This is a genomic window from Sphingomonas jaspsi DSM 18422 (assembly GCF_000585415.1).
Lineage (GTDB): Bacteria > Pseudomonadota > Alphaproteobacteria > Sphingomonadales > Sphingomonadaceae > Sphingomicrobium > Sphingomicrobium jaspsi.
Window position 1 is genome coordinate 366,348 of sequence record NZ_KK073876.1, and the last position, 21,711, is coordinate 388,058.

Sequence of the window (21,711 nt, forward strand, 5' to 3'; positions counted from 1 at the left end):
GGGGCAGGCGGGACAAGCGTCCCGACCCTGGCTTACTGCTGCTGAGAGCCGGGCAGGCCGGGCTGTGCGATCGACCCGATGTTGCCAAACAATTCGCTGAAGAAGCTCTTCTTGCGGCCCAGCGTCGGCGTCTTGTCGCCGACCGGGTCGACGCTGGCGATCTGTTCCTTGCCGCTGCGGTCGATCTGCGTGAGGTTGCCGGCGGCATCGAACGAAAGGCGAAGTACCGTCTGTTCGGTGACGCGCGGGTCGCGGAAGGCCAGCTGCGCCGTGTCGCGCGACACATAATACCAGTCGTTCGGGTTGAACTGGCCGGTGAAGGTCGGGCGCCCAAGCGCCTTGGTCACCGAATCCTTGTTATCGACGCCGACCTGCAGGCCGTCGGCGATTTCCTTGTCGATCACGAAGCCGCGATGCTCGCGGATGCCGGCGCAAGCGCTGAGCGCCAGACCCATTGCCACGATCGCTACGAACCCGCGCTTCATCATCCACTCGTCTCCACATCGTTGGCGCCGCTTGCCACGGACGCCGAGGCGCTCAATATGCGGGGTATGGCCGATGGCGCAAGCCATTGCCAACCCGAGGAGAAGATCGATGCGTTCACTGATGGCCATGCTGCGCCCGAAAACGGCAGATGCGGGGGCTCTCTACGACGCTGTCATCGCCGAAGCGCGGCGACCGGCCTGGTACCGCGAGGGCAAGGTGCCTGATTCGCTGGACGGCCGATTCGCGGTACTGGCGACGCTGACCGCACTCGTCATCCTCAGGCTGGAAGATGGCGACGAGGACTGCGTGCGCCATTCGGTCGCGCTGACCGAAAGCTTCATCGCCGACATGGACGCGCAGATGCGGCAGGAAGGGTTCGGCGATCCGTCGATCGGCAAGCAGGTTCGTTCGATGGTCGGCGCACTGGCAACGCGGGTCGATCGCTGGCGCAATGTCCGGGCGGCCGACGAGGGCTGGTTGGATGCTACCATCTTTAGCGTCTACAAGATGGATTCTCCCGACGACGAGGGCGCCGTCACCTTTGCTACCGAGAGCGTCAAGAGTTTTAACGAGCACCTGTCCGGTCGGCCCGACCGCGACGTGCGCGAAGGGCGCATTGCGTGAGCGACTTCGCCCACCGGCTGCAGCTGGACCAGATCAGGGACGGCGACCGCATCGACCTGCATGGCGACGATGCCGAATGCGTTGCGGTCGCCGAGCGGCTTGGCCTACTTTCCCTAACACGGCTCGAAGCCCATTCCATTCTCGATAAAGACGGCGACCGGGTTCGGGCCCAAGGCCGGGTAAAGGCTGCGCTCGAGCAGCCGTGCGTTGCGACCGGCGACCCGGTCCCGGCGATGGTCGACGAAGCCTTTGACCTCCACTTCGTACCTGCGCCAACCGGCGGCAGCGCCGATGAGGAACATGAGCTGGGCGATGAGGAGCTCGACACCATTTTCCACGACGGGATGGCAATCGACCTCGGCAGCGCCATCGCCGATACACTCAGCCTGGCGCTCGACCCCTATCCGCGCAGCGCCAACGCCGACGCCGCGTTGCGCGAAGCGGGTGTGATGAGCGAAGAGGAGGCCAGCCCGTTCGCCGCGCTGGCCGCCCTTAAGGGCAAATTGTCGGGCGAATAGCCGACCTTAAAAAGGAACGTCGTCGTCCAGGTCGGTGTCGAACGCCGCCGGCTGCGGGCGCGACTGCTGGCGCTGACCGCCCCCACCGCCGCCGCCAAAGGCCGATCCACCGAAGCCGCCATCGTCGTAGCCGCCCGACGACCCGCCATAGCTACCGCCGCCCGAACCGCCTTCACGGCTGTCGAGCAGGACCAGTTCGCCGCGGAAGCGCTGGAGCACGATTTCGGTCGAATAGCGGTCGTTGCCGTTCTGGTCGGTCCACTTGCGGGTCTGCAGCTGGCCTTCGACGTAAACTTTCGAGCCCTTCTTGAGGTAGCTCTTCGCCACCCGGCCGAGGTTTTCGTTGAAAATCACCACCTGGTGCCATTCGGTCCGCTCCTGGCGATTGCCGTCGCGGTCCTTCCAGGTTTCGCTGGTGGCGATGCGCAGGTTGACCACCTCTCCGCCATTGTTGAGCGACCGGGCTTCGGGATCGGCGCCCAAATTGCCGACCAGAATGACCTTGTTCACGCCCGCCATCTCGCTCTCCTTCGCTTAATCTCGCGGATGAGCGTTAGCGCCTAGCCGAGGCCGAATGCAACCGCCGTCCAGTAGGTAACTCCGGCCGCCGCATAGGCCAGCACGAACAGGTATCCGACCATGAATGCGGGCCATTTCCACCCGTTGGTTTCGCGCCGCGTGACGGCGATGGTCGAGATGCACTGCGGCGCGAACACGAACCAGGCGAGGAAGGCGAGCGCGGTGGCAAGGCTCCAGCGCCCGGCCATGCGCTGTTCCAGCGTCTTGGCCTGTGCCTCGTCTTCGGCATCGAGCGAGTAGACGGTGCCGATTGCCGCGACCGCCACTTCGCGCGCGGCCATTGCGGGCAGCAGGGCCAGGCTGATGTCCTTGTTGAAGCCGATCGGCGCGACCACGGTATGGATGCCGTCGGCAATATGGCCGGCGATCGACACGTCGGATTGCTTCTGTCCCGGCCCGGCCTGCGGGAAGCTAGCGAAAGCCCACAGCACCACGGTCGTCGCCATGATGATCGTACCTGCGCGTTTGAGGAAGATCAGTGCGCGCTGCCAAAGGCCGATGGCGATGTCGGCGATGCGCGGCATCTGATATTTGGGCAGTTCCATCATGAACGCCCCGCCGCCGCCCTTCACCACAGTCCGGCGCAACACCAGCGCGGCCAGCAGCGCACCGACGATACCGGCAAGGTAAAGGCCAAACAGCACCAATCCCTGCAGCCCGACACCGGGAAAGGCGTCGCGTGCCGGAATGAAGGCACCGATGATCAGCGTATAAACCGGCAACCTGGCCGAACAGGTCATCAGCGGCGCGACCAATATGGTCGTCAGCCGGTCCTTGGGATCCGAGATCGTCCGCGTCGCCATGATGCCTGGGACGGCACAGGCGAAGCTCGACAATAGCGGAATGAAGGCGCGACCGGAAAGGCCGGCGTGGCTCATCAGCCGGTCCATCAGGAAGGCCGCGCGGACCATATAGCCCGACGATTCCAGCACGAGGATGAACAGGAACAAGATCAGGATCTGCGGCAGGAACACGATCACCGCACCCACGCCCGCGAAAATTCCGTCGACGATCAGTGATTTTAACAACCCATCGGGTAGCGCTGCCGCAATCCACTGGCCTACCGCCAGCGTCTGCGCCTCCAGCCAGTCGGCGGGCGGCGCGGACCAGGAGAAGACGGCCTGGAACATGACGAACAGGATCGCCGCAAGGATGAGCGGGCCGGCAACCGGATGGAGGAGAAGGCCGTCGAGCCGATGTGTGAGGCGTCGAACGGGCGTTTCGCTGACGATCGCCGCCATCGCAATTTCACGGGCGCGGCGCTGCAATTCCAGCGAGTCATGAATCGGCCCGTCGCCCGCGCGGATCAGGCGTGGTCCGGTCAGCAATTCCTGGATCCGCGCGGTAAGGTCCGCGATGCCCCGCTTGCGCACCGCCACCGTTTCGACGACCGGAACACCCAGCTCCCGTTCGAGCCGTGCCGCGTCGAGTTCAAGCCCGTCGCGCTTGGCGAGGTCGACCATGTTGAGCGCCACCACCGTGGGCAGGCCGAGGTCGATCAACTGCAACGCAAAGCGAAGATGGTTGTCGAGGTTCGACGCGTCGAGGACGATCAGCAGCGCCTGCGGCAGCCGCTCGCCCTTCTGCTTACCGAGCAGCACGTCGCGGGTGACCGCTTCGTCGGGGCTGGTCGGATCGAGCGAATAGGTGCCGGGCAGGTCGATCAGCTCGATCGCCTGTCCGTCGGCAGCAATCAGGCGACCGACGTGCCGCTCGACCGTCACGCCAGGATAGTTGCCGACCTTCTGCCGCGCACCGGTCAGCACGTTGAACAGTGCGCTTTTTCCGGCATTGGGGTTGCCGACGACGGCAACCAGCGGCAGGTCGCTCATGCTGCGGTCGACACCTTGATCGCGCGGGCGTGCGACCGGCGGATCGCAACGGTCATGCGCCCCACCTTGATCGCCACCGGATCGGCGCCGAACGGGCCCTGATGCATCTGCTCGACCGTCACCCCTTCATCGAATCCGAATTGGCGAAGGCGGATCCGGTCGGCCTCCTCGAGGATCGCCCAGTCGACCGATTCCACCCGGGCGCGAATGCCCCGGCGTAGCTTGTCGAGTGTGATCAGCGGCTCGCTCATTTGCGAGCGATTATCAATAACAGAAGAAAAAGGGAACTGGAATCTAGCGCGCCGGGTAGCGCAGGCGTCCCAAAAAGCGCGTCATGCTCGGGCGATACAGGTCATTGCTCGTCCATCCGGCCTTCCACTTTTCGAACCGGCCGACGTCGGCCAGCCTCCGATCGAGGAATGCCGCGGTGTCGGTCCAACCCTCGCTCTGGTCGTCGAGCCACGCCAGCAAGGTCGCGCTGTAGACACCCGAAAGGATCAGCCGCTTGCTGTAATGGTTATAGTCGGTCGCCGTATCGCCCGCGAGCCGCCACATCAGGTCCGCCGAACGCCATCCGGTCTTGAGCGCCAGTGGAACGTTCTGCGGCATGGCGAGGATCGACAATGCGCGGCGCACGGCTTCACGCGCCGGTCCGGTGGTTTCCAGCCGGAACCAGATCATGGCCCGGATACGCTTGGTGATGCCGAGGCCTGCCAGCCGCTCCGGCGTGAAATGGTCGACCATCGCCGCGTCGACGCCCTGAATCCACGCATCGATCATGTGCGGCGCGTCCTTGGGATAGGCGAGGCGCGCCTTCTCCCGGTCTATGCCCAGCTGGTCGGCGGCCGCATCGACCGCCGTCGGGGTCCAGCCGTCGAACACGGCGTTCTCACCGACCTTCAACGCCAGCTTCAGGCGCAGCGTTTCCAAAGGCGACTGTTCGTCCATCGCCGCTATTTGGGCCTTGCCGGCGTTTCGCGCAAGCGCACCAGGATCAGCGCCGCAACGATCATCGCCGCACCTGCCCAGTCCAGTGCCGTCAACCGTTCGTCGTAGTAAAGCCAGCCGAGCAACGCCGACAGCGCCGGTTGGGTCAGCATCGTGACCCCGACGACCAGCGGCGGCACATGGCCAAGGGCGTAAACGATCAGGCCCTGACCCGCGACCTGGCTGCACAGCGCCAGCGCGATCAGCGCCGACCAATCCTGCGGCACCACCGTTTCACCGGCCAGCACGGCCCAGGGCAGCAGCAGGGCGGCACCGGACAGGCTGGCGATGAACAGCAGTGGAAGCGGCTGCAGTTCGCCGCGGGTTCGCTCGACGATGATGAGGTAACCGGCGTAGAGGATGCCGGCCAGCGCGGCGAGAAGGTCGCCCCTGATATGCGCGGCACTGAGTTCGGCGCTGCTCCACATCAGCGCGGTGCAGCCGGCGGCGGCGAGCAGCAGCGCGAACCCCTGGAGGGCGGTCGGCCATCGCCGCGCCATCCACAAGCCCCAGGCGGCGAATATGAAGCTGGAGATATTGCCGAACAAGGTGGCGTTGCCGAGCTTAGTCAAAAGGATTCCCGCATGCCAGGCGGCGAGGTCGGTCGCGAAGAAAAATGCGGCAAGGGCGACGAGCAGGGTCAGCGAGCGACGTGGCCAATGCACGGGCTGACCGGAATATCGCGCGATCAGCCAGAGCAGGGGCAGCGCCAACCCCAGCCTCCAGAAGCCTGCGGCCACCGGTCCGACACCGCTGTGGCGCACCAGGAAAGGTCCCATGGCCAGCGCGACATTCCCCAGCAACAGTGCGACGAACGCCCAGCGGTGGCCCCTTGACAGGTTTCGATCAGAAACCATTTCCTGCTTTCCCGAACCGGCGTCCATGATGCGCCGATAGCAGAAAGGCCGTTCATGCCCAGCCTGTTCGATCCGATCGATCTGACCCCAGCGCTAGCCCTTCCCAACCGCATCATCATGGCGCCGCTGACCCGCGCACGCGCCACCCGCGACGCGGTGCCGACACCGCTGATGGCACAATATTACGCCCAGCGCGCAGCGGCGGGGCTGATCATCAGCGAAGCGACGGGGATCAGCCGCGAAGGCCTTGGCTGGCCGTTCGCGCCGGGCTTGTGGAACGATGCGCAGGTCGAAGGGTGGAAGCCGATCACCGACGCGGTTCACCAGGCCGGGGGCCGGATCGTCGCGCAACTTTGGCATATGGGCCGACTGGTTCACGACAATGTCAGCGGCATGCGCAACATCAGCGCGAGTGCGACCCAGGCCCCGCATTATGCCCACACCTACGAGGGGAAAAAGGACTATCCCCAGGCCTATGCCGCCAGCCTCGACGACATCCGGCGCATCCTCGACGATTATGCCCGCGCCGCGCGCAACGCGATCTACGCCGGCTTCGACGGTGTCCAGATTCACGGTGCCAACGGCTATCTGATCGATCAATTCCTTCGCGACGGCACCAACCTTCGCGACGACGATTACGGCGGATCGGTCGAGAATCGGCTGCGGTTCATGAGCGAGGTGGTGGGCACGGTCGTCGGCGAAGTCGGCCGCGATCGCACCGGCATCCGCCTGTCGCCCAACGGCGACGTGCAAGGCTGCAACGACAGCGACAATCACGGCCTGTTCACTGCCGCCGCCGCCCGGCTGCAGGCCCTGGGCGTCCCTTGGCTGGAACTGCGCGAGCCGGGCCCCCAATCGACCTTCCGCCCGACCGACGAAGCCCCGGTCAGCCCATCGATCCGCAAGGTTTTCAGCGGCACGCTGGTGCTCAACAGCGACTATGACGGTCCCAAGGCGCAGGCCAAGCTGGACGAAGGCGTTGCCGATGCGATCAGCTTCGGTCGCACCTTCATCGCCAATCCCGACCTGGTCGACCGCATCCGCACTGGTGCACCACTGAACGAATGGGACGTTGCGACTTTCTACACGCAAGGGCCCGAGGGCTACACCGATTATCCCACATTGGCGGAACAGCAGGCCGCCTGACCAGTTGCCTCTTTCGACACTGGTTCGAAAGGGCATGAACGATGCGCAAGGGATTGATGGCTGGCGTCGCGGCGGGCGCGGCATTGCTGGGCGGCGCGGCCTTTTACGTCTTCCGCGAAAAGCAGACGCCCGAGCCCGAGTTTCGGGCGCTTGAAACGGACGGCGACTACCAAGTCCGGGAATATCCCGGGATTACGGTTGCCGAAACCGTCGTCGATGGCCCACGCAAGGCGGCGCTCGGTGAGGGATTCCGCCGATTGGCCGACTATATCTTTGCCAAGTCGCGTGATGGAGAGCAGATCGCCATGACGACGCCGGTGATCCAGGATAGCGGCGACCCGATGGCCAGCGATCCGCCGTTGTTCGATGACGAGCTGGAAGGTGCGTGGCGCACCCGCTTCGTGATGCCCGAAGGTCGCACGAAAGCCGATCTTCCCGCCCCGCCGGCGGGGGTCGAACTGATAGAGCTGCCGCCGCGCAAGGTGGCTGTGGTCAGCTTTTCGGGTTGGGCCGACGACAAGATGCTGGCCGAACAGGAAGATCGACTGCGCGGATGGCTGGCGCGGCGCGGTGACACGAGCGACGCCGAGCCCGAATATGCCTTTTACAATTCGCCCATGATCCCGGGGCCGCTCCGCCGCAACGAAATCTGGCTGCCGTTAAACTGATCAAAAGCGGCTTTTGAGTTCCATCAGCGCCATCGCCGCCTGGGCCGCGTGTGCGCCCTTGTCGAGATGGGCAGGATCGGCACGGACGATGGCCTGGGCCTCATTCTCGGTCGTCAGGATACCGTTGCCGACCGCCAGCCCGTCGAGCGTCAGTGCCATTAACCCGCGCGCGCTCTCTTCGCTGACGATTTCGAAATGATAGGTTTCGCCGCGGATGACCGCACCCAGCGCAACATAGGCATCGAACCTGCCGCTATCTGCGGCCAGCGAAATGACGCCGGGCAGTTCCAGCGCACCCGGAACGGTAACGGTCTCGTGCGTGTGGCCCGCCGCTTCGATCGCAGCGCGGGCGCCGGCCAGCAGCATGTCGTTGAGGTGCGCGTAGAAGCGCGCTTCGGCAATGAGGATATGCGCCAAATGTTTTACTCCGGCCTGGTGATGCAGCGTTCTTCGACGATGGCGAGGCCATAAGCGCTAAGGCCAACCGGCGAGTGAGTGGTGTTCGACAACAGGATCATGTCGTGGATACCCAGCGCCGCCAGGATTTGAGCACCGATGCCATAGCCGCGAAGTGCGGGATTGCTGTCCGAGGGCTTGCCGGAGCGCAGGTCCGTGGCCCGGCTGAGCGACCCCGGCGCAGCGGCATGCAGCGCGACGACGACACCCGATCCTTCCGCCTCGATCATCGCCATCGCGTCATGGAGCAGGCCCGCTCGCGGACCCGATTCACCGAGCAGGTCGGCGAAAAGGTCGATCGAGTGCATCCGCACCAGCGTGGGACTGTTTGGGTCGATCGCGCCGTGGACCAGCGCCAGCTGCTCCTCCCCGCTCGCCTTGTCGCGGAATACCTGCGCCTGCCACGCCGCGCCGCCCCTCGACACGAACCGGGTGTCGGCGACCTTTTCGACCATATGGTCCTTCTTCAGCCTATAGGCGATGAGATCGCGGATCGTGCCGATCTTGAGGCCGTGGGTGCGCGCGAAATCCATCAGATCGTCGAGGCGGGCCATGGTCCCGTCCTCGCGCATGATCTCGCAGATCACGCCCGACGGGTTGAGGCCCGCAAGGCGCGACACATCGACCGCGGCCTCGGTATGGCCCGCACGGACCAGCACGCCGCCCGGCCGCGCGACCAGCGGGAAGACGTGACCCGGCGACACGATCTGGTCGGGCCCGTTCGACGCATCGATCGCCACCGCAATCGTGCGCGCGCGGTCGGCGGCACTGATGCCGGTGGTCACGCCGTGGCGCGCCTCGATCGACACGGTGAAGGCCGTTTCCATGCTGGTGCCGTTGACCTTGCTCATCGGCTGCAAGCCGAGCGCGTCGACGCGTTCCTTCGACATCGCGAGGCAAATGAGGCCGCGACCGTGGCGGGCCATGAAATTGATCGCGTCGGGGGTGGCCATCTGGGCCGGAATGATGAGGTCGCCCTCATTTTCCCGGTCGTCATCGTCGACGAGGATGTACATTCGGCCGTTGCGGGCCTCGTCGATGATCGCTTCGGCACCGACGAGCACATCCTGCACACCGCCATCGATGAGCTTTTCGAGCTTTACCAGCGTATCAGCGGTCGGGTTCCAGTCTGCAGCGCCCAGCTTGCGCAGCGAATTGGGATGGAGCCCGGCAGCACGGGCAAGGCCGGAGCGGCTGGCCTCCCCGCTGTCGACGAGAGCGGCGAGTCGCTCGATCAGATTTGTAGACATGGCCCGCCCATATCACATCGAAATGTGAAGAGCGACCGATTTATCTCACAGTTTGGGCGTCAGCCATCCGCTTGAGATACCGCGCAAGTACGTCGATTTCGACGTTGACCGGGTCGCCCTGCGCCAACGATCCCAGCGTAGTGTGATCGGCTGTGTGCGGGATGATGTTGACCGAAAAGTGCGTGCCGTCGGCCTGATCGCGAACCTCGTTCACCGTCAGCGAAACGCCGTCGATGGTCACCGACCCCTTGGTCGCGATAAATGGCCCGAGGCCGTCCGGTGCTAGGAACCCGATCCGCTTGCTGTCGCCGTCGGGGCAGATTCCGAGGACTTTGCCGACGCCGTCGACGTGACCGGTGACCAGATGGCCGCCCAGCTCGTCACCCAGTTTCAAGGCGCGCTCAAGGTTCAGCCTGGCGCCTTCGAACCACTTGTCGGCCGTCTTCGACACGCTTTCGTGGCTGACGTCGACCGCGAACCAGTCAGGGCCCTTGTCGACAACCGTCAGGCAAACCCCCGAACAGGCGATCGAAGCGCCCATGTCGACGGTCGACAGGTCGTAGCCGCAACCGATGGTCAGGCGCAGGTCGCCGCGCTGCTCGGCGCTGCGGACCGTTCCGATGTCGGTGATGATGCCAGTGAACATGGATCAGGACTCCCGAACGCGCTCGTAGACTTCGAGCCGGTCGATGCCAAGGTGGGTGCCGTCCGCAACCCGCCAGCGCCCGTGTGCGTCGGCGATCGCGTCGAGGCCGATGTAGCCGACGCTCGATTTGCCCTCGCCGATAAAGATCGGCGCCCGGTAAATGAGGATGCGGTCGACCAAGTCCGCCGCCAAAAATGCCGTCGCGACCCCCGATCCGCCCTCCACCAGCAAGTCGTTGACGTCATGAAGTCGATACACATCCTGCGGGGAGGAAAGGATTTCCCATCCGTCGACGGCGTCCCCGCGCGTCAGCAGGGCGCGGCGGGGCGAACGATCCTCGAGGCCTGGCAGGCGGACGTCGAGGCTTGGCCGGTCGGCGTTGTAGGTCCCGCGTCCGACAAGGATCATGTCGCTGTGCGCGCGCTCCAGGTGGACATGGGCGCGGGCATCCTCGCCAGTAATCCACTTCGATTCCCCGGATGGAAGCGCGATCTTTCCGTCGATCGACAGCGCGAGCTTGAGCGTGACGCGTGGGCGACCCAGCGACAGGCGGGTGAGATAACCGGCCATGGAGCGCTTCGCGACCTCTGCTCCTGCGCCGACGTCAACGTCGATGCCCTCCGCCCGCAACATCGATATGCCCTGGCCGGCGGTCCGCTGGTCCGGATCGATCAGGGCGACGACAACGCGAGAAATACCCGCTGCGGGGATGATCACCGAACAGGTCGGACCCCGCTGGCTGGGATGGGCGCAAGGTTCGAGCGTGGTGTAGAGCGTTGCGCCGCGTGTGGCAGAGCTCGCCTGGGCCAGGGCGACAGCTTCTGCATGGGGTCGACCGCCTGGTCCCGTGGCGCCCTTGCCGACGAGGTCGCCGCCGGGCGATACGATCACGCAGCCGACGTTAGGATTGGGAGCGGTCGTGCCTCGCGCCGCTTCGCCCAAAGCGGCGGCGGCTGCCATCCAGCCGGCGTCACTCAATGCCGAGCTTGTCCTGCAGTTCCTTGAACTGCTTCTTCTTCGCTTCCTTGTGCTCGCGGCGGATCTTTGCATCCTTGAGCTGGTCGCGCTTGATGTCGGCGTCGGTGCGATTGGCCGCATAGTCTTCGACGTAGATCACGGATGGCGGCGGCGCGGTGTTGATCTTGGGATCGACCGTGAAAACGATGATGATGATCGTGGTCACTAGCAGTGCCATCGTCAGGCCCCAAATCTGTTCGCGGTCGCGGCGCTTGATGAAGGCGGCAAGGTCCTTCAGCGCGGCGCGGGGGCTGGAGATAGGGGGCAGAACCGGCATTGCGCATAGATAGGGCGGAGCGGACGACTTCGCCAGCCCCGCCCGTTACGTCAGGCGTCTTCCAGCCGGAAGGACAGGCTGATCACCATCGTCGTTCCGGTTGCGACGCCGTCGACGGTCGCCGGCTTGTACCGCCAGGTGCGGATGAGGTGACGGCGTGCCGCCTCCAGGAACGACGGGTCGGCCTTTCCGACCGGATCGACCGCCACCACGCGTCCCTTCTCGTCGATGGTCAGTTTCAGCCGCAAGGTCGCCTCTTCCTCCGCCCGAAGCTTGTCGGTGGGGTAGGGCGGCCGAAGGTCGGCGTCGGCGATACGAAGGATCGGCCCTGCCTTGACCGGCACGTGGAGCGGTTGCGGGTCGGGAGGCATGGACAGCTCTGGCTGCGGGCCGGGGGTTAGGTCGACCGCCCCGCTGTTGCCGGCATCCAGCGGCGGCAGGCCGAGTGGAACGTCGACAGGCACCAGCCTTTCGGTCTGGTCGATATGCGACGCGGAATGGCTTTCGGGCTGCGGGTTCGCGCGTGGCTTTGGCTCGGGTTTTGGTGGATCCTCGGGCTTGATGTTGTCGACGATCAACGGCGGCTCATCGATCACCCGGTCGATGCTCATCCTGGTCGTTAGAGCAACCCCTACCAAGGCGACATGTCCTGCCACCACGAGCATCAGCGTGTTGCGTGAATTGCGACCTGCACCGATCGCGCGGCGTTCTGGAGCATAAGCGAGCATCACAAATCTCCTCTCCTAGAGTTTGCGATGTTATACTGTTACATGATTCGTGCAAGCGCTATTTGTCGTCTCGCGCGACTTTGGATGTCAGGGTTTCGAGGCTGCCGCGTCGAGGCGGGCGACGGCGCACTCTCTGCCGATGATCGGCAAAAGGGCGGCCATTTCCGGACCATGATCGCGTCCGGTCAACGCCAGCCGAAGCGGCATGAACAGAGGTTTCCCCTTTCGACCGGTCGCCTCCTTCAGCGCCGAAGTCAGTTCGCTCCACGGATTGTCGGCCCAGTCGATCGACGAGGCCTGCTCAGCCGCGACGGACAGGAATTGCCGGTCTTCGACGGGCATCTCCGCGGCAGTAATATCTCCATGAAGCACAGCGACCCAGTCGGCCGCCTCGCCCAAATGTGCCAGATTCCCGCGCAAGGCCTGCCATTCCGCCTCGCCAATCTCCGCGGGCAGGCGGTCGCTGACGTCATGATAGTCCATCGCGTGAAGCAGCTTGGCATTGAGTTGCTCCACCTCGGCCATGTCGAAATGCGCGGGCGCGCGGCCGAAATGGGCAAAGTCGAACCCTTCGGCCAAGTCGCCGAGCCTGGCACGCGCCTCGACCGGCTGCGACGTCCCGAGCCGCGCGAGGAGCGACAGCAGCGCCATCGGCTCGATCCCCGCCTCGCGCATCGAATCGGTTCCGGCCGACCCCAGCCGCTTCGACAACTTGCCCTCGGCCGCGACGATCAATGCTTCGTGCGCCATGTGCGGCCGCGCGGCACCGAGCGCGTCGAACATCTGCAACTGGGTGGCCGAATTGGTGACGTGATCCTCGCCGCGCACGATGTGGGTCATGCCCATGTCGATATCGTCAATCACCGAGGGGAGCATATAGAGCCAGCTGCCGTCGGCACGGCGGATCACAGGATCGCTAATCAACGCGGGATTGAAGCTTTGATGGCCACGAATGAGGTCGTCCCACTCGATGGGCGCGCCGTGATCGAGCTTGAACCGCCAGTGCGGCGCCACCCCCTCCGGCGCAGGCGACCCATCGGGCTTGCGCTCGTAAACCGGCGGCAGCCCCCGACCGAGCAGGATCTTGCGGCGTAGCTCCAGCTCTTCGGGCGTTTCGTAGCAAGCGTAAACGCGGCCAGCGGCTTTCAGCTTCTCAAATTCGCGTTCGTACAGCTCGAAACGCTCCGACTGGCGCACTTCGCTAGCCGGATGGAGGCCAAGCCAGGCGAGGTCGGCGCGGATCGATTCGACACATTCCTCGCGGCTGCGCTCAAGATCGGTGTCGTCGATCCGCAGCAGGAAGCGCCCGCCATGCTTGAGCGCAAACAGCGCATTGTGGAGCGCCGTGCGGATGTTGCCGACGTGGAGCCGCCCGGTGGGCGACGGTGCGAAGCGGGTGGTAACGGTCATTGGCCAGTCTTGAAAGCGTTGGTGATGGGGTATCGGCGATCGCGGCCGAAGTTGCGGCTGCCCAATTTGACCCCGGGCGGGGCTTGGCGGCGTTTATACTCGGCACGCAGAAGCTTCTTTTCGATGTCGGCGACAAGGGCCGGGTCGGCACCCGTCGTGCGCGCAGCCTCGGTCACCGACTGTTCCTTTTCGACCAGGGCATCGAGGATGCGGTCCAGGATGGGATAGGGCGGAAGGCTGTCCTCGTCCTTCTGGTTCGGCCGCAGCTCGGCGGTCGGCGGTTTGTCGATCACGCGCTGGGGCATCACTGGACCATCCGGGCCCAGCGCATCCTTCGGGTTGTTCGCATTGCGCCAGCGCGACAAAGCGAAGACCGTCGTCTTGTAGGCGTCCTTCAGCACCGAATAACCGCCGGCCATGTCGCCGTAGAGCGTGGCGTAGCCGACGCTCATCTCGCTTTTGTTGCCGGTGGTCAGCAGCATATGCCCCTTGCTGTTCGACAGGGCCATCAGCGTGACCATCCTAAGCCGCGCCTGGATATTTTCCTGCGCCAGCGAGGTGGCGTCGGGGATCATCTCCTCCAGCCCCTTCACGCCCGGCACGATCGAAACGACGTCATGGCGGCAACCCAGCAATTTTGCGCAGTTTTCCGCGTCTTCCAAGCTGGTTTCGCTGGTATATTTGGACGGCATCATCACGCACCAGACGCGGTCCGCGCCGATCGCATCGACCGCCACGGCGGCCGACAAGGCACTGTCGATTCCGCCGCTGAGGCCCAGGATGATGCCCGGAAAACCATTGTCGTTGACATAGTCGCGCAAGGCGACGGTCATGGCGCGATAGATATCCTCGGGAAATGGCGCGAGCGTCGCCTTTTGGCCGGGCAGGCATTTCCAGCCGTTGGCCGTGCGCTGCCATTCCGTGATAGCGAGCGCTTCTTCCCAATCAGGCATCTGCACAACGTGGCTGCCGTCGTCGTTGGTGACGAAGCTCGACCCGTCGAACACCACTTCGTCCTGACCGCCGACGCGATTGAGATAGGCGAGCGGCAGTCCGGTCTCCACCACCCGGTCGCGCACCAGCCGCTGGCGAAGGTCGTCCTTGTCGAGCTCATATGGACTGCCGTTCGGCACGAGCAGCAGTTCCGCGCCTTCCTGCGCCAGATGGGCGCACACCGGCTCCAGCCAGATATCCTCGCAGATCGGAACGCCCAGCTTCACGCCGTGAAACGCGATCGGCGAGGGCATCGGCCCGCTAACGAAGATGCGCTTCTCGTCGAAGGTGCCGTAATTGGGCAGCTCATGCTTCAGCGTCCGCCCGACCACACGCCCGCCTTCGGCCAGGATCATGCAATTGTAATTGGCGCCGCCTTCGGAATGAATCGAGCCGAACAGCAGGGCCGGTCCGCCGTCGGCGGTCGCATCGACCAGCCGCCCGGCATGCTCCATCGTCTGCCGCACGAATTCCGGTTTGAGGACCAGATCCTCGACCGGATAGCCGGTGAGCTGCATCTCCGGGAACATGACGAGGTCCGCGCCTTTGGCCTTGGCGCGCCACTCCAGCATAGCGGCAGCATTGCCGGCGAGGTCACCGACCTTCTGGTTCACCTGCGCCAGCGCAATCTTGAGCTTATCGGTCACGACGTTCGCTTTAGCGTGCGCTTGGGCAACCGCAACCTTGCCCTTTTCCTATGACCCTGTCTAAGGGAGCCATCTGCTCACAGTCACGGGATCGTCACCAATGAAGCTCCTCGCCGGGAACTCGAATCTTCCTCTGGCCAAGGCGATCGGCGATTATCTCGACGTGCCACTGACACAGGCCAGCGTGCGCCGCTTCGCCGACGAGGAAGTTTTCGTCGAAATCCACGAAAATGTGCGCGGCGAGGATGTGTTCGTCGTCCAGTCGACCAGCTTCCCGACCAATGACAATCTGATGGAGCTGCTGATCTGCATCGACGCGTTGAAGCGCGCGTCGGCCAAGCGGATCACCGCTGTGGTTCCCTATTTCGGTTATGCCCGGCAGGACCGGAAACCCGGACCGCGGACCCCCATCTCTGCCAAACTGGTCGCCAATATCATAACCACCGCGGGTGCCGACCGCGTGCTGACGATGGATCTCCACGCCGGGCAGATCCAGGGCTTCTTCGACATCCCGACCGACAACCTCTGGGCGGCGCCGGTGATGGCCGCCGATATCCAAGCGCGCTATTCGGGCAAGAAGCTGATGGTGGTGTCGCCCGACGTCGGCGGCGTGGTCCGCGCCCGCAGCCTTGCCAAGCGGCTCGACAACGCCCCGCTGGCGATCGTCGACAAGCGCCGCGAGCGCGCCGGCGAATCCGAAGTCATGAACATCATCGGCGACGTCGAGGGCCATTGCTGCATTCTGGTCGACGACATCGTCGATTCGGCCGGCACGTTGTGCAACGCCGCCGCCGCGCTGAAGGAACAGGGCGCGACCGAGGTGCTCGCCTACTGCTCGCACGGCGTGTTGTCGGGCGCAGCGGAAAGCCGGGTCGCCAATTCGGTCCTGACCGAACTGGTCGTGACCGACTCTATCTACCGCGAAGGATTGCAGGAAGGCGGCAAGATCCGCCGCATGACCATCGCCCCGCTGTTCGGCGAAGCGATCCACCGCATCGCCGACGAAAGCAGTGTGTCGAGCCTGTTCGACTAGTGGGAATCCCCAAGACCTTCATCGACCGTAATCCCGAAGATCGGAACTGGGTCGGCGACATCTGGACCTGGCTTCAAGGGCAGCCGCAGATCGCGTGGCTTTACTTTGCTCGCCACGCCAACTGGGACAATATGGATTGGCTGTTCCCCGAGATGGTGCGCCATCCGGATTGCGACCGGGCACTGGCCAGCTGGCTCTTCTGGCGGTCGGACCCGGGCTATTTCCTCGCCCAAGGGAAGAGCCCGCCGCGCGGCGACCTGCTTGCCGCCATTCTTGACCGAGCCGCGAACGGGGGCTGGCCGGCCAGCGGGCTCCACTACCAGCGGGTCGAAGTGGCGTTTCCGGCGCTCGGCGCAGCGGGGGCACTCGACCGTCTCACCGGTCCCGCCCCCTTCCGCATCCCGCGCGAGCTTTGTGCCTCATTCGAGGGCGCCAACCCGCCGCTCGCCATGGACGCCGGAACCAGGGCCGACTGGCAGGAGCTGGGCGACACATTCCATGTCTTCACCACGACCTGCGACGAGGAGACGTTCAGGCAAGAGCGCGACGGCGGGAACTGGTGGTTCGAGCCGGCGCTGGAGCTGCCAAGGAACCCGCTAACCACGCCGGAAATGACCGACCTCGAGGCGATCGACGCAGTGTTTGGCGAGCATCGCAGTGCGATCGAGCGGATCGAAGCGGTGCGGCAGGGGTTGAACGGCGCGAGGTCATCCGGCTCCGCGACCGCGCTTGCTGAAACGCCCGCGCGCAAGCTGGTCCGGTTCCTCGGCGCGAACGTCGTCGGCGTCGGTGCATTGCTGGCCGGCCTGCATTTCGTCGGTCCATGGGCGGCGATCCTGGTCCTCGGCCTATGGATCGCATGGCTGATCAAGCGCTTCGGCTAGCGAATCCACCATGTGCAATCTCTATCGCCTGCACAAAAGTAGCGACGCGATCCGGCAGCTGTTCGCAGAACAGGGCGGCCTGACGCTGACCTTCCCTGAAGGTGCGCCCAACCTTGAACCGCGCGACGTGCGGATTACCGATCGTGCGCCGATGGTGCGGATGCAGGGCGACGCGCCCGCACTGGTCGAGCGGCGATGGAGCTGGCCGTCGGGCTATGGCTCGCCGCTCTACAACCTCAAGTCCGAAGGGCGCACGTTCAACAACAACCGCTGCCTGGTCGTCGCCGACGGTTTCTATGAATTTACCAAGCCCGCCGACCCCAAGCAGAAGCGCAAGGACCGCTGGCTGTTCGAGCCGAGCGCGGGCGGGCTGATCGGCATCGCCGGGATCTGGCGTGATCATCCTGACGTCGGCGAGGCCTTTACCCTGCTGACGTCGGAGCCGGGCGAGGATGTAAAGCCGCTGCATCACCGCCAGATCGTGCTGATCCCGCCCGCGCGCTGGCGCGACTGGCTGAATCCGCAGATGAAAAGCCGCGAGCTGCTGGTCCCGACCGAACCGGGCTTCCTAACCCTGTCGGCAGCACCTACCGGCTGAGCCATGCTGACCACCCTGTCGATTCTCGCGCTGGCCATCGGCCTTGCCATGGATGCCTTCGCCGCTGCGCTGGCCCAAGGTGCCGCACTCCGCCCCGGCTGGCGCGAGTCGCTGCGCGTCGGCGTCGCGTTTGGCGTGGCGCAGGCGGTCATGCCGCTGATCGGCTGGGCGCTAGGTATCGCCTTTGCCGGTGTCATCCAGGAGGTCGATCACTGGATCGCGCTGGTGCTGCTCGGCTTCCTTGGCCTGCGCATGATTCGCGCTGGGCTCGATTCGGGCGAGGACGTGGAGGTCGTGCGCCAGCTGACCAATTCTGCGCTGCTGTCGATGGCCATCGCCACCAGCATCGACGCGGCCGTGGCGGGAATCACCCTGCCGTTGATCGATGCGCCGCTGTGGGCATCGATCGGTGCGATCGGCCTCGTCACTTTCTTGTTGTCCACCTTTGGCATGCATGCCGGAGCGGCGGCGGGCGCGCGGCTGGGGAAGCGGGCCGAGCTGCTCGGCGGCGCGGTGCTGATCCTGCTGGGCTTGAAGATCTTCGTCAGCCACCAGTTCTTGGGCGGCTGAGCCTTGCCTTTGGGCCTGCCTCTGCTATAGGCGCCCCGCTTTCCAAATTGTTGGAAACCCAATGGTCCGGCCAGTTAGGGCTGCCGTGGCTGTTGAGAAACGTCGATCCTGTCGGATCGCAAGGAGACGAAAATGCCCAAGCTGAAGACCAAGAGCGGCGTCAAAAAGCGCCTCAAGCTCACGGCTACCGGCAAGATCAAGCACGGCGTCGCTGGCAAGCGCCACCGTCTGATCAGCCACAACGCCAAGTACATTCGCCAGAACCGCGGCACCGAAGTGCTGTCCGAGGCCGAGACCAAGCGGGTCATGGCCTGGGCGCCTTACGGCCTAAAGTAAAAGGAGCGAATGAACCATGGCACGCGTCAAACGGGGTGTAACCACCCGCTCCAAGCATAAGCGGATCCTGGATCAGGCGAAGGGCTATTACGGCCGTCGCAAGAACACCATCCGCATCGCCCGCCAGGCCGTCGAAAAGGCCGGGCAATACGCCTATCGCGACCGCAAGGTGAAGAAGCGGAGCTTCCGCGCCCTGTGGATCCAGCGCATCAACGCCGCCGTCCGCGCCGAAGGCCTGACCTACGGTCAGTTCATGCACGCGCTAAAGCTGGCGAACATCGACCTCGACCGGAAGGTCCTGGCCGATATCGCGATGCACGAAGGCGAAGCTTTCTCGGCGATCATCGCCCAAGCGAAGGCGGCGCTGGACAAGAAGGCGGCCTAAGCCCCTTCACGTCACGCTCTAGCGAACAAGGTTAGGGCGCTGCCGGCAACGGTGGCGCCCTTTTCCTATGGAGCGACCGGCAATCGCTCTAGCGCGTCGCGATCCCAATTACCGAGGTCGGCGGCAGCCGCGTAGGTTGCTTCCAGAAATTCGGTTAGCAGGGCCGCAGGGTCGCTGGCGGATCGCACTGCCGCATAGGGCAGGACAAATTCGCCCAACTCTTGGTCGAATCGGGCTCCGGCCGGAACCGGCATTTCGGCGAAGCCCGACGGCGAGGGATAGGCATAGCTGTAAAAGATCGGCTCTGCAGCCACCGCGCCGCCCGGCCAGAATCCGGCGCTGGACACCTCATGGCTGTACGCCTCGCACGTTACCCGGTCAGGCAGGCCGGGAATGCCGCCCGGATGTTCCGGCGCCCGCCGGCCCGAAAAGCGCGTGACTGCCAGATCGAAACTGCCCCAGAAGAAATGGACCGGGCTGCATTTGCCGAGGAAGCAGGCGCGAAAGTGCTCGAACACCGGCAGGATCTGCTCCAGCGCGGCATGAAGCGCGTCCGCCGTTTCGGGGCGATATTCGCGACGCGCGACATCGTCAGAAAATGCAATTGCATCCGCGATTTCGTTAGGGATTCCGTTGAAAGTCGCGGGCAGGTCATGCGCTTCAAGCATCACGATCAGGTTGCGGTGAATGGCAGCAATGCTGCCAAGATCGAGCGGTAGCAAATCGCGCTCGCCATCGCCCACCCTCAACACAATGGCATGTCGGCACAGGTCCAGCGTCAGCGTGAAGGAATGGCCGTTCGTAATGATCGGCTCGATGGCCAGCCCTTCCGGCACCGGGTGAAGCGTGACGTTCCAGCCATGGTTGGTCCAAGTCGAATGTGCGACGCGGAGCTTACCGAGCATCTGGCTGACGAGATGCAGTATCTCCAGCGTCGGATGATCGCGAGCGACATCGAATTCCGGCCAAGGTTGCGGCATCAGCGACTCCTCGAGCCGACGAAGCTAGCCGAGCAAGGGGTACGCCGGAAGGGTCAGAAATTCCTCGAACCGGTCGGCAGTGACAAGCCGATAGACGAGCTTCGCCGCTTCCAGCAGGTGCGGCAGGTCGCCGAGCGCCAGCACTTCTTCCTGGTGCCAATGTTCGAACAGGTCGCGGGTGAAGTGGCGGCCGTCGTCGATCGGGGCTTCATACTTCAGCCATTGCCATAGCTGGGCGCGGCAGATTTCGGCGGTCGCGGCGTCCTCCATCAGTTTGTAGAGCGGCACCGCACCGCGCCCGCCGAGCCAGGCCGCGACGTACTGGATTGCGACACGGATATTCTCGCGCGCGCCCGCTTCGGTGCGCGGACCGTCGTGCAGCGCCAGCATCTCCTCGCGGGTCGGCAGGTGCGTCGGCGTCACGCCGAGCTGGTTCGGGCCGTCGAGCTTTTCGAACGCCTGCATGGCGACCGGCACCAGTGCCGGGTGCGCGACCCAGGTGCCATCATGGCCGTTGGCGACCTCGCGCTGCTTGTCGGCCATTACCTTGGCGAACGCGGCCTCATTCGCCGCTTCATCGCCCTTCACAGGGATGAAGGCCGACATGCCGCCCATCGCGAACGCCCCGCGCCGGTGGCAGGTCGCGACCAGCCGCAGCGAATAGGCAGCAAGGAACGCCTTATCCATCGTCATCGCCGCGCGGTCGGGCGTCAGCCAGTCGGGCGAGCGGCCGATCCGCTTGATCGCCGAGAAGATATAGTCCCAGCGGCCGCAGTTGAGGCCGACGATATGGTCCTTCAGCGCGTACAGGATCTCGTCCATCTCGAACGCTGCGGGCAGCGTTTCGATGAGGACGGTGACCTTGATCGTGCCGTGGCGCAGCCGCAGCCGTTCCTCGCAATAGCTGAGGACTTCGTCCCAAAGCTGCGCCTCTTCCATGCTCTCCAGCTTGGGGAGATAGAAATAGGGCCCGCTGCCATTCGCCAGCGCGGCATGGGCACAGTTCGCGAGATAGAGCGCGGCGTCGAAAAAGGCGCCGGCGACGGGCTCGCCATCGACCGTGGCGTGGACTTCGGGAAGATGAAGTCCGCGCGGGCGGACGAGCAGGACGGCAGGAGTCGCGCCGAGCGCATAATGCTTGCCGGAATTCGGGTCGGTGTAGCTGAGCGTACCGGCCCAGCGGTCCTTGAGGTTGATCTGGCCCTGGATCAGTTCTCCCCACCTGGGCGAGGTCGCGTCCTCAAAATCGGCCATGAAGACCTTCGCGCCCGAATTGAGCGCGTTGATGACCATTTTGGCATTGGTCGGGCCGGTGATTTCGACGCGGCGGTCCAGCAGGTCGGCGGGAAGTGGGCCGACCTGCCAGTCGCCGGCGCGGATGGGGGCCGTATCCGCACGAAAATCCGGTCGTTCGCCTTGATCGTAGGTCGCTTGCCGTGCCGCACGCTCGTCGAGCAGCGCCCTGCGGCGCGCATCGAACCGTTCGTGGAGATCGGCGACAAGTCCAAGGGCTAGATCGGTCAGGACCTCTGGGGCGCGATCGATGGGGGCTGACGCAACTTCGACCCGCGCCCGGTCCATGACCTGGCTCATGCCGTGGCGGTCCGTCCTTCGATGGCGATCGAATAGCGACGCATGGCATCGACCCGGTCACGGAACGTCAGGCGCTTCCATTCGGTCTGCGCGCGGCGTTCGTTGGTGAAGGGGCCGTGCAGGCTATGGCTGCCCGGCAGCGGCTTGTCGCAATTGCAGTCGGCGTAGTCGGCGCCGACAACCCAATAACGTGACGTCATGAGGTCAACTC

Annotated in this window: 27 protein-coding genes; 10 read left to right on the forward strand and 17 right to left on the reverse strand. The window is 64.6% G+C overall.

Annotated elements, in window-relative coordinates; genetic code table 11:
* Nucleotides 1-32 precede the first annotated feature (32 nt).
* Nucleotides 33-614, reverse strand: coding sequence for an outer membrane protein assembly factor BamE (locus G570_RS01870; protein WP_245600242.1), 582 nt, complete (start codon nucleotides 612-614; stop codon nucleotides 33-35).
* Between G570_RS01870 and G570_RS01875 the strand changes: the two genes are divergently transcribed.
* The gene (locus G570_RS01875; RefSeq protein ID WP_037498549.1) at nucleotides 595-1,110 is read left to right on the forward strand and encodes a ubiquinol-cytochrome C chaperone family protein; all 516 of its coding nucleotides are present in this window, start codon (nucleotides 595-597) and stop codon (nucleotides 1,108-1,110) included. The genes G570_RS01870 and G570_RS01875 overlap by 20 nt on opposite strands.
* Nucleotides 1,107-1,628: a YceD family protein gene (locus tag G570_RS01880; RefSeq protein ID WP_037498552.1), complete on the forward strand. Its 522-nt coding sequence runs from the start codon at nucleotides 1,107-1,109 to the stop codon at nucleotides 1,626-1,628. Before G570_RS01875 ends, G570_RS01880 begins: the two co-directional genes overlap by 4 nt.
* 6 nt (nucleotides 1,629-1,634) lie before the next feature.
* On the opposite strand, the gene ssb is transcribed toward G570_RS01880, so the two are convergent.
* Genes ssb through G570_RS01905 form a run of 5 tightly spaced genes read right to left on the reverse strand, consistent with a single transcriptional unit; the run spans nucleotide 1,635 to nucleotide 5,883 of the window.
* Complete coding sequence (gene ssb / locus G570_RS01885; RefSeq protein ID WP_037498555.1) at nucleotides 1,635-2,147, reverse strand: single-stranded DNA-binding protein; 513 nt, start codon at nucleotides 2,145-2,147, stop codon at nucleotides 1,635-1,637.
* 41 nt (nucleotides 2,148-2,188) lie between these two features.
* The gene (gene feoB / locus G570_RS01890) at nucleotides 2,189-4,039 is read right to left on the reverse strand and encodes a ferrous iron transporter B (protein ID WP_037498558.1); all 1,851 of its coding nucleotides are present in this window, start codon (nucleotides 4,037-4,039) and stop codon (nucleotides 2,189-2,191) included.
* Nucleotides 4,036-4,290 carry a FeoA family protein gene (locus G570_RS01895; RefSeq protein ID WP_037498560.1) on the reverse strand — a complete coding sequence of 85 codons (255 nt, stop codon included), beginning with the start codon at nucleotides 4,288-4,290 and terminating at the stop codon, nucleotides 4,036-4,038. The genes feoB and G570_RS01895 overlap by 4 nt, the downstream gene beginning before the upstream one ends.
* 43 nt (nucleotides 4,291-4,333) lie before the next feature.
* On the reverse strand, nucleotides 4,334-4,987 hold the full coding sequence (locus G570_RS01900) for a COQ9 family protein (protein WP_037498563.1): 654 nt from the start codon (nucleotides 4,985-4,987) through the stop codon (nucleotides 4,334-4,336).
* A gap of 5 nt (nucleotides 4,988-4,992) precedes the next feature.
* Nucleotides 4,993-5,883, reverse strand: coding sequence for a DMT family transporter (locus G570_RS01905; RefSeq protein WP_051504480.1), 891 nt, complete (start codon nucleotides 5,881-5,883; stop codon nucleotides 4,993-4,995).
* 54 nt (nucleotides 5,884-5,937) lie between these two features.
* Here G570_RS01905 and G570_RS01910 point away from each other — a divergent pair, with 54 nt between their 5' ends.
* Nucleotides 5,938-7,029, forward strand: a complete 1,092-nt coding sequence (locus tag G570_RS01910) for an alkene reductase (protein ID WP_037498566.1) — start codon at nucleotides 5,938-5,940, stop codon at nucleotides 7,027-7,029.
* 41 nt (nucleotides 7,030-7,070) lie between these two features.
* Nucleotides 7,071-7,697 carry an SOUL family heme-binding protein gene (locus G570_RS01915; RefSeq protein ID WP_037498569.1) on the forward strand — a complete coding sequence of 209 codons (627 nt, stop codon included), beginning with the start codon at nucleotides 7,071-7,073 and terminating at the stop codon, nucleotides 7,695-7,697.
* Here G570_RS01915 and ribH read toward each other — a convergent pair whose 3' ends face one another.
* The 8 genes from ribH to G570_RS01955 form a co-directional block, all read right to left on the reverse strand.
* The gene (ribH, locus tag G570_RS01920; RefSeq protein WP_037498572.1) at nucleotides 7,698-8,114 is read right to left on the reverse strand and encodes a 6,7-dimethyl-8-ribityllumazine synthase; all 417 of its coding nucleotides are present in this window, start codon (nucleotides 8,112-8,114) and stop codon (nucleotides 7,698-7,700) included. It abuts the gene before it with no gap.
* Nucleotides 8,115-8,119: 5 nt separating this feature from the next.
* Nucleotides 8,120-9,403: a 3,4-dihydroxy-2-butanone-4-phosphate synthase gene (gene ribB, locus G570_RS01925; protein ID WP_037498574.1), complete on the reverse strand. Its 1,284-nt coding sequence runs from the start codon at nucleotides 9,401-9,403 to the stop codon at nucleotides 8,120-8,122.
* Between the two features lie 40 nt (nucleotides 9,404-9,443).
* Complete coding sequence (locus G570_RS01930; RefSeq protein ID WP_037498575.1) at nucleotides 9,444-10,049, reverse strand: riboflavin synthase; 606 nt, start codon at nucleotides 10,047-10,049, stop codon at nucleotides 9,444-9,446.
* Between the two features lie 3 nt (nucleotides 10,050-10,052).
* Complete coding sequence (gene ribD, locus G570_RS01935; RefSeq protein ID WP_037498578.1) at nucleotides 10,053-11,009, reverse strand: bifunctional diaminohydroxyphosphoribosylaminopyrimidine deaminase/5-amino-6-(5-phosphoribosylamino)uracil reductase RibD; 957 nt, start codon at nucleotides 11,007-11,009, stop codon at nucleotides 10,053-10,055.
* A 10-nt stretch (nucleotides 11,010-11,019) separates the two neighbouring features.
* A complete protein-coding gene (locus tag G570_RS01940; RefSeq protein ID WP_037498580.1) occupies nucleotides 11,020-11,343 on the reverse strand; it encodes a hypothetical protein in 324 nt (107 codons plus the stop codon).
* Nucleotides 11,344-11,393: 50 nt separating this feature from the next.
* Nucleotides 11,394-12,071 carry a TonB family protein gene (locus tag G570_RS01945; protein WP_084607434.1) on the reverse strand — a complete coding sequence of 226 codons (678 nt, stop codon included), beginning with the start codon at nucleotides 12,069-12,071 and terminating at the stop codon, nucleotides 11,394-11,396.
* Nucleotides 12,072-12,158: 87 nt separating this feature from the next.
* The gene (gene gltX, locus G570_RS01950; protein WP_037498584.1) at nucleotides 12,159-13,481 is read right to left on the reverse strand and encodes a glutamate--tRNA ligase; all 1,323 of its coding nucleotides are present in this window, start codon (nucleotides 13,479-13,481) and stop codon (nucleotides 12,159-12,161) included.
* Nucleotides 13,478-15,121 carry an NAD+ synthase gene (locus G570_RS01955; RefSeq protein WP_037498586.1) on the reverse strand — a complete coding sequence of 548 codons (1,644 nt, stop codon included), beginning with the start codon at nucleotides 15,119-15,121 and terminating at the stop codon, nucleotides 13,478-13,480. The genes gltX and G570_RS01955 overlap by 4 nt, the downstream gene beginning before the upstream one ends.
* A gap of 100 nt (nucleotides 15,122-15,221) precedes the next feature.
* Between G570_RS01955 and G570_RS01960 the strand changes: the two genes are divergently transcribed.
* From G570_RS01960 to rplT, 6 genes are all read left to right on the forward strand, one after another.
* Nucleotides 15,222-16,154 (forward strand): ribose-phosphate pyrophosphokinase, encoded by a 933-nt coding sequence (locus G570_RS01960; RefSeq protein WP_037498588.1) that lies wholly within the window; start codon nucleotides 15,222-15,224, stop codon nucleotides 16,152-16,154.
* Nucleotides 16,154-17,038, forward strand: coding sequence for a DUF4274 domain-containing protein (locus G570_RS01965; RefSeq protein ID WP_037498590.1), 885 nt, complete (start codon nucleotides 16,154-16,156; stop codon nucleotides 17,036-17,038). Before G570_RS01960 ends, G570_RS01965 begins: the two co-directional genes overlap by 1 nt.
* 10 nt (nucleotides 17,039-17,048) lie before the next feature.
* Nucleotides 17,049-17,636 (forward strand): SOS response-associated peptidase family protein, encoded by a 588-nt coding sequence (locus tag G570_RS01970; RefSeq protein ID WP_037498593.1) that lies wholly within the window; start codon nucleotides 17,049-17,051, stop codon nucleotides 17,634-17,636.
* Nucleotides 17,637-17,639: 3 nt separating this feature from the next.
* Nucleotides 17,640-18,206, forward strand: coding sequence for a manganese efflux pump MntP (locus G570_RS01975; RefSeq protein WP_037498596.1), 567 nt, complete (start codon nucleotides 17,640-17,642; stop codon nucleotides 18,204-18,206).
* A gap of 132 nt (nucleotides 18,207-18,338) precedes the next feature.
* Nucleotides 18,339-18,542 carry a 50S ribosomal protein L35 gene (rpmI, locus tag G570_RS01980; RefSeq protein ID WP_037498599.1) on the forward strand — a complete coding sequence of 68 codons (204 nt, stop codon included), beginning with the start codon at nucleotides 18,339-18,341 and terminating at the stop codon, nucleotides 18,540-18,542.
* A gap of 16 nt (nucleotides 18,543-18,558) precedes the next feature.
* Nucleotides 18,559-18,927: a 50S ribosomal protein L20 gene (gene rplT / locus G570_RS01985; protein WP_037498602.1), complete on the forward strand. Its 369-nt coding sequence runs from the start codon at nucleotides 18,559-18,561 to the stop codon at nucleotides 18,925-18,927.
* 65 nt (nucleotides 18,928-18,992) lie between these two features.
* Here rplT and G570_RS01990 read toward each other — a convergent pair whose 3' ends face one another.
* From G570_RS01990 to G570_RS02000, 3 genes are read right to left on the reverse strand one after another with little or no spacing between them, the layout of a single operon-like run.
* On the reverse strand, nucleotides 18,993-19,907 hold the full coding sequence (locus tag G570_RS01990; protein ID WP_037498604.1) for a DUF5996 family protein: 915 nt from the start codon (nucleotides 19,905-19,907) through the stop codon (nucleotides 18,993-18,995).
* A gap of 24 nt (nucleotides 19,908-19,931) precedes the next feature.
* Nucleotides 19,932-21,500 carry a malate synthase A gene (gene aceB / locus G570_RS01995; protein ID WP_084607436.1) on the reverse strand — a complete coding sequence of 523 codons (1,569 nt, stop codon included), beginning with the start codon at nucleotides 21,498-21,500 and terminating at the stop codon, nucleotides 19,932-19,934.
* Nucleotides 21,497-21,700, reverse strand: a complete 204-nt coding sequence (locus G570_RS02000; RefSeq protein ID WP_156930285.1) for a DUF4170 domain-containing protein — start codon at nucleotides 21,698-21,700, stop codon at nucleotides 21,497-21,499. Before G570_RS02000 ends, aceB begins: the two co-directional genes overlap by 4 nt.
* Nucleotides 21,701-21,711: the final 11 nt, after the last annotated feature.

Excerpts from the sequence above, each read along its gene's own strand:
- G570_RS01970 (WP_037498593.1), top strand. The coding sequence starts at position 17,049 with ATGTGCAATCTCTATCGCCTGCACAAAAGTAGCGACGCGATCCGGCAG.
- feoB (WP_037498558.1), bottom strand. The coding sequence starts at position 4,039 with ATGAGCGACCTGCCGCTGGTTGCCGTCGTCGGCAACCCCAATGCCGGA.
- gltX (WP_037498584.1), bottom strand. The coding sequence starts at position 13,481 with ATGACCGTTACCACCCGCTTCGCACCGTCGCCCACCGGGCGGCTCCAC.
- G570_RS01870 (WP_245600242.1), bottom strand. The coding sequence starts at position 614 with ATGGCCATCAGTGAACGCATCGATCTTCTCCTCGGGTTGGCAATGGCT.
- G570_RS01910 (WP_037498566.1), top strand. The coding sequence starts at position 5,938 with ATGCCCAGCCTGTTCGATCCGATCGATCTGACCCCAGCGCTAGCCCTT.
- G570_RS02000 (WP_156930285.1), bottom strand. The coding sequence starts at position 21,700 with ATGACGTCACGTTATTGGGTTGTCGGCGCCGACTACGCCGACTGCAAT.
- rplT (WP_037498602.1), top strand. The coding sequence starts at position 18,559 with ATGGCACGCGTCAAACGGGGTGTAACCACCCGCTCCAAGCATAAGCGG.
- G570_RS01915 (WP_037498569.1), top strand. The coding sequence starts at position 7,071 with ATGCGCAAGGGATTGATGGCTGGCGTCGCGGCGGGCGCGGCATTGCTG.
- G570_RS01975 (WP_037498596.1), top strand. The coding sequence starts at position 17,640 with ATGCTGACCACCCTGTCGATTCTCGCGCTGGCCATCGGCCTTGCCATG.
- G570_RS01905 (WP_051504480.1), bottom strand. The coding sequence starts at position 5,883 with ATGGTTTCTGATCGAAACCTGTCAAGGGGCCACCGCTGGGCGTTCGTC.
- ribD (WP_037498578.1), bottom strand. The coding sequence starts at position 11,009 with ATGGCAGCCGCCGCCGCTTTGGGCGAAGCGGCGCGAGGCACGACCGCT.
- G570_RS01930 (WP_037498575.1), bottom strand. The coding sequence starts at position 10,049 with ATGTTCACTGGCATCATCACCGACATCGGAACGGTCCGCAGCGCCGAG.
- G570_RS01940 (WP_037498580.1), bottom strand. The coding sequence starts at position 11,343 with ATGCCGGTTCTGCCCCCTATCTCCAGCCCCCGCGCCGCGCTGAAGGAC.
- G570_RS01900 (WP_037498563.1), bottom strand. The coding sequence starts at position 4,987 with ATGGACGAACAGTCGCCTTTGGAAACGCTGCGCCTGAAGCTGGCGTTG.
- G570_RS01895 (WP_037498560.1), bottom strand. The coding sequence starts at position 4,290 with ATGAGCGAGCCGCTGATCACACTCGACAAGCTACGCCGGGGCATTCGC.
- G570_RS01990 (WP_037498604.1), bottom strand. The coding sequence starts at position 19,907 with ATGCCGCAACCTTGGCCGGAATTCGATGTCGCTCGCGATCATCCGACG.
- G570_RS01945 (WP_084607434.1), bottom strand. The coding sequence starts at position 12,071 with ATGCTCGCTTATGCTCCAGAACGCCGCGCGATCGGTGCAGGTCGCAAT.
- ribB (WP_037498574.1), bottom strand. The coding sequence starts at position 9,403 with ATGTCTACAAATCTGATCGAGCGACTCGCCGCTCTCGTCGACAGCGGG.
- rpmI (WP_037498599.1), top strand. The coding sequence starts at position 18,339 with ATGCCCAAGCTGAAGACCAAGAGCGGCGTCAAAAAGCGCCTCAAGCTC.
- ssb (WP_037498555.1), bottom strand. The coding sequence starts at position 2,147 with ATGGCGGGCGTGAACAAGGTCATTCTGGTCGGCAATTTGGGCGCCGAT.
- G570_RS01960 (WP_037498588.1), top strand. The coding sequence starts at position 15,222 with ATGAAGCTCCTCGCCGGGAACTCGAATCTTCCTCTGGCCAAGGCGATC.
- G570_RS01875 (WP_037498549.1), top strand. The coding sequence starts at position 595 with ATGCGTTCACTGATGGCCATGCTGCGCCCGAAAACGGCAGATGCGGGG.
- aceB (WP_084607436.1), bottom strand. The coding sequence starts at position 21,500 with ATGAGCCAGGTCATGGACCGGGCGCGGGTCGAAGTTGCGTCAGCCCCC.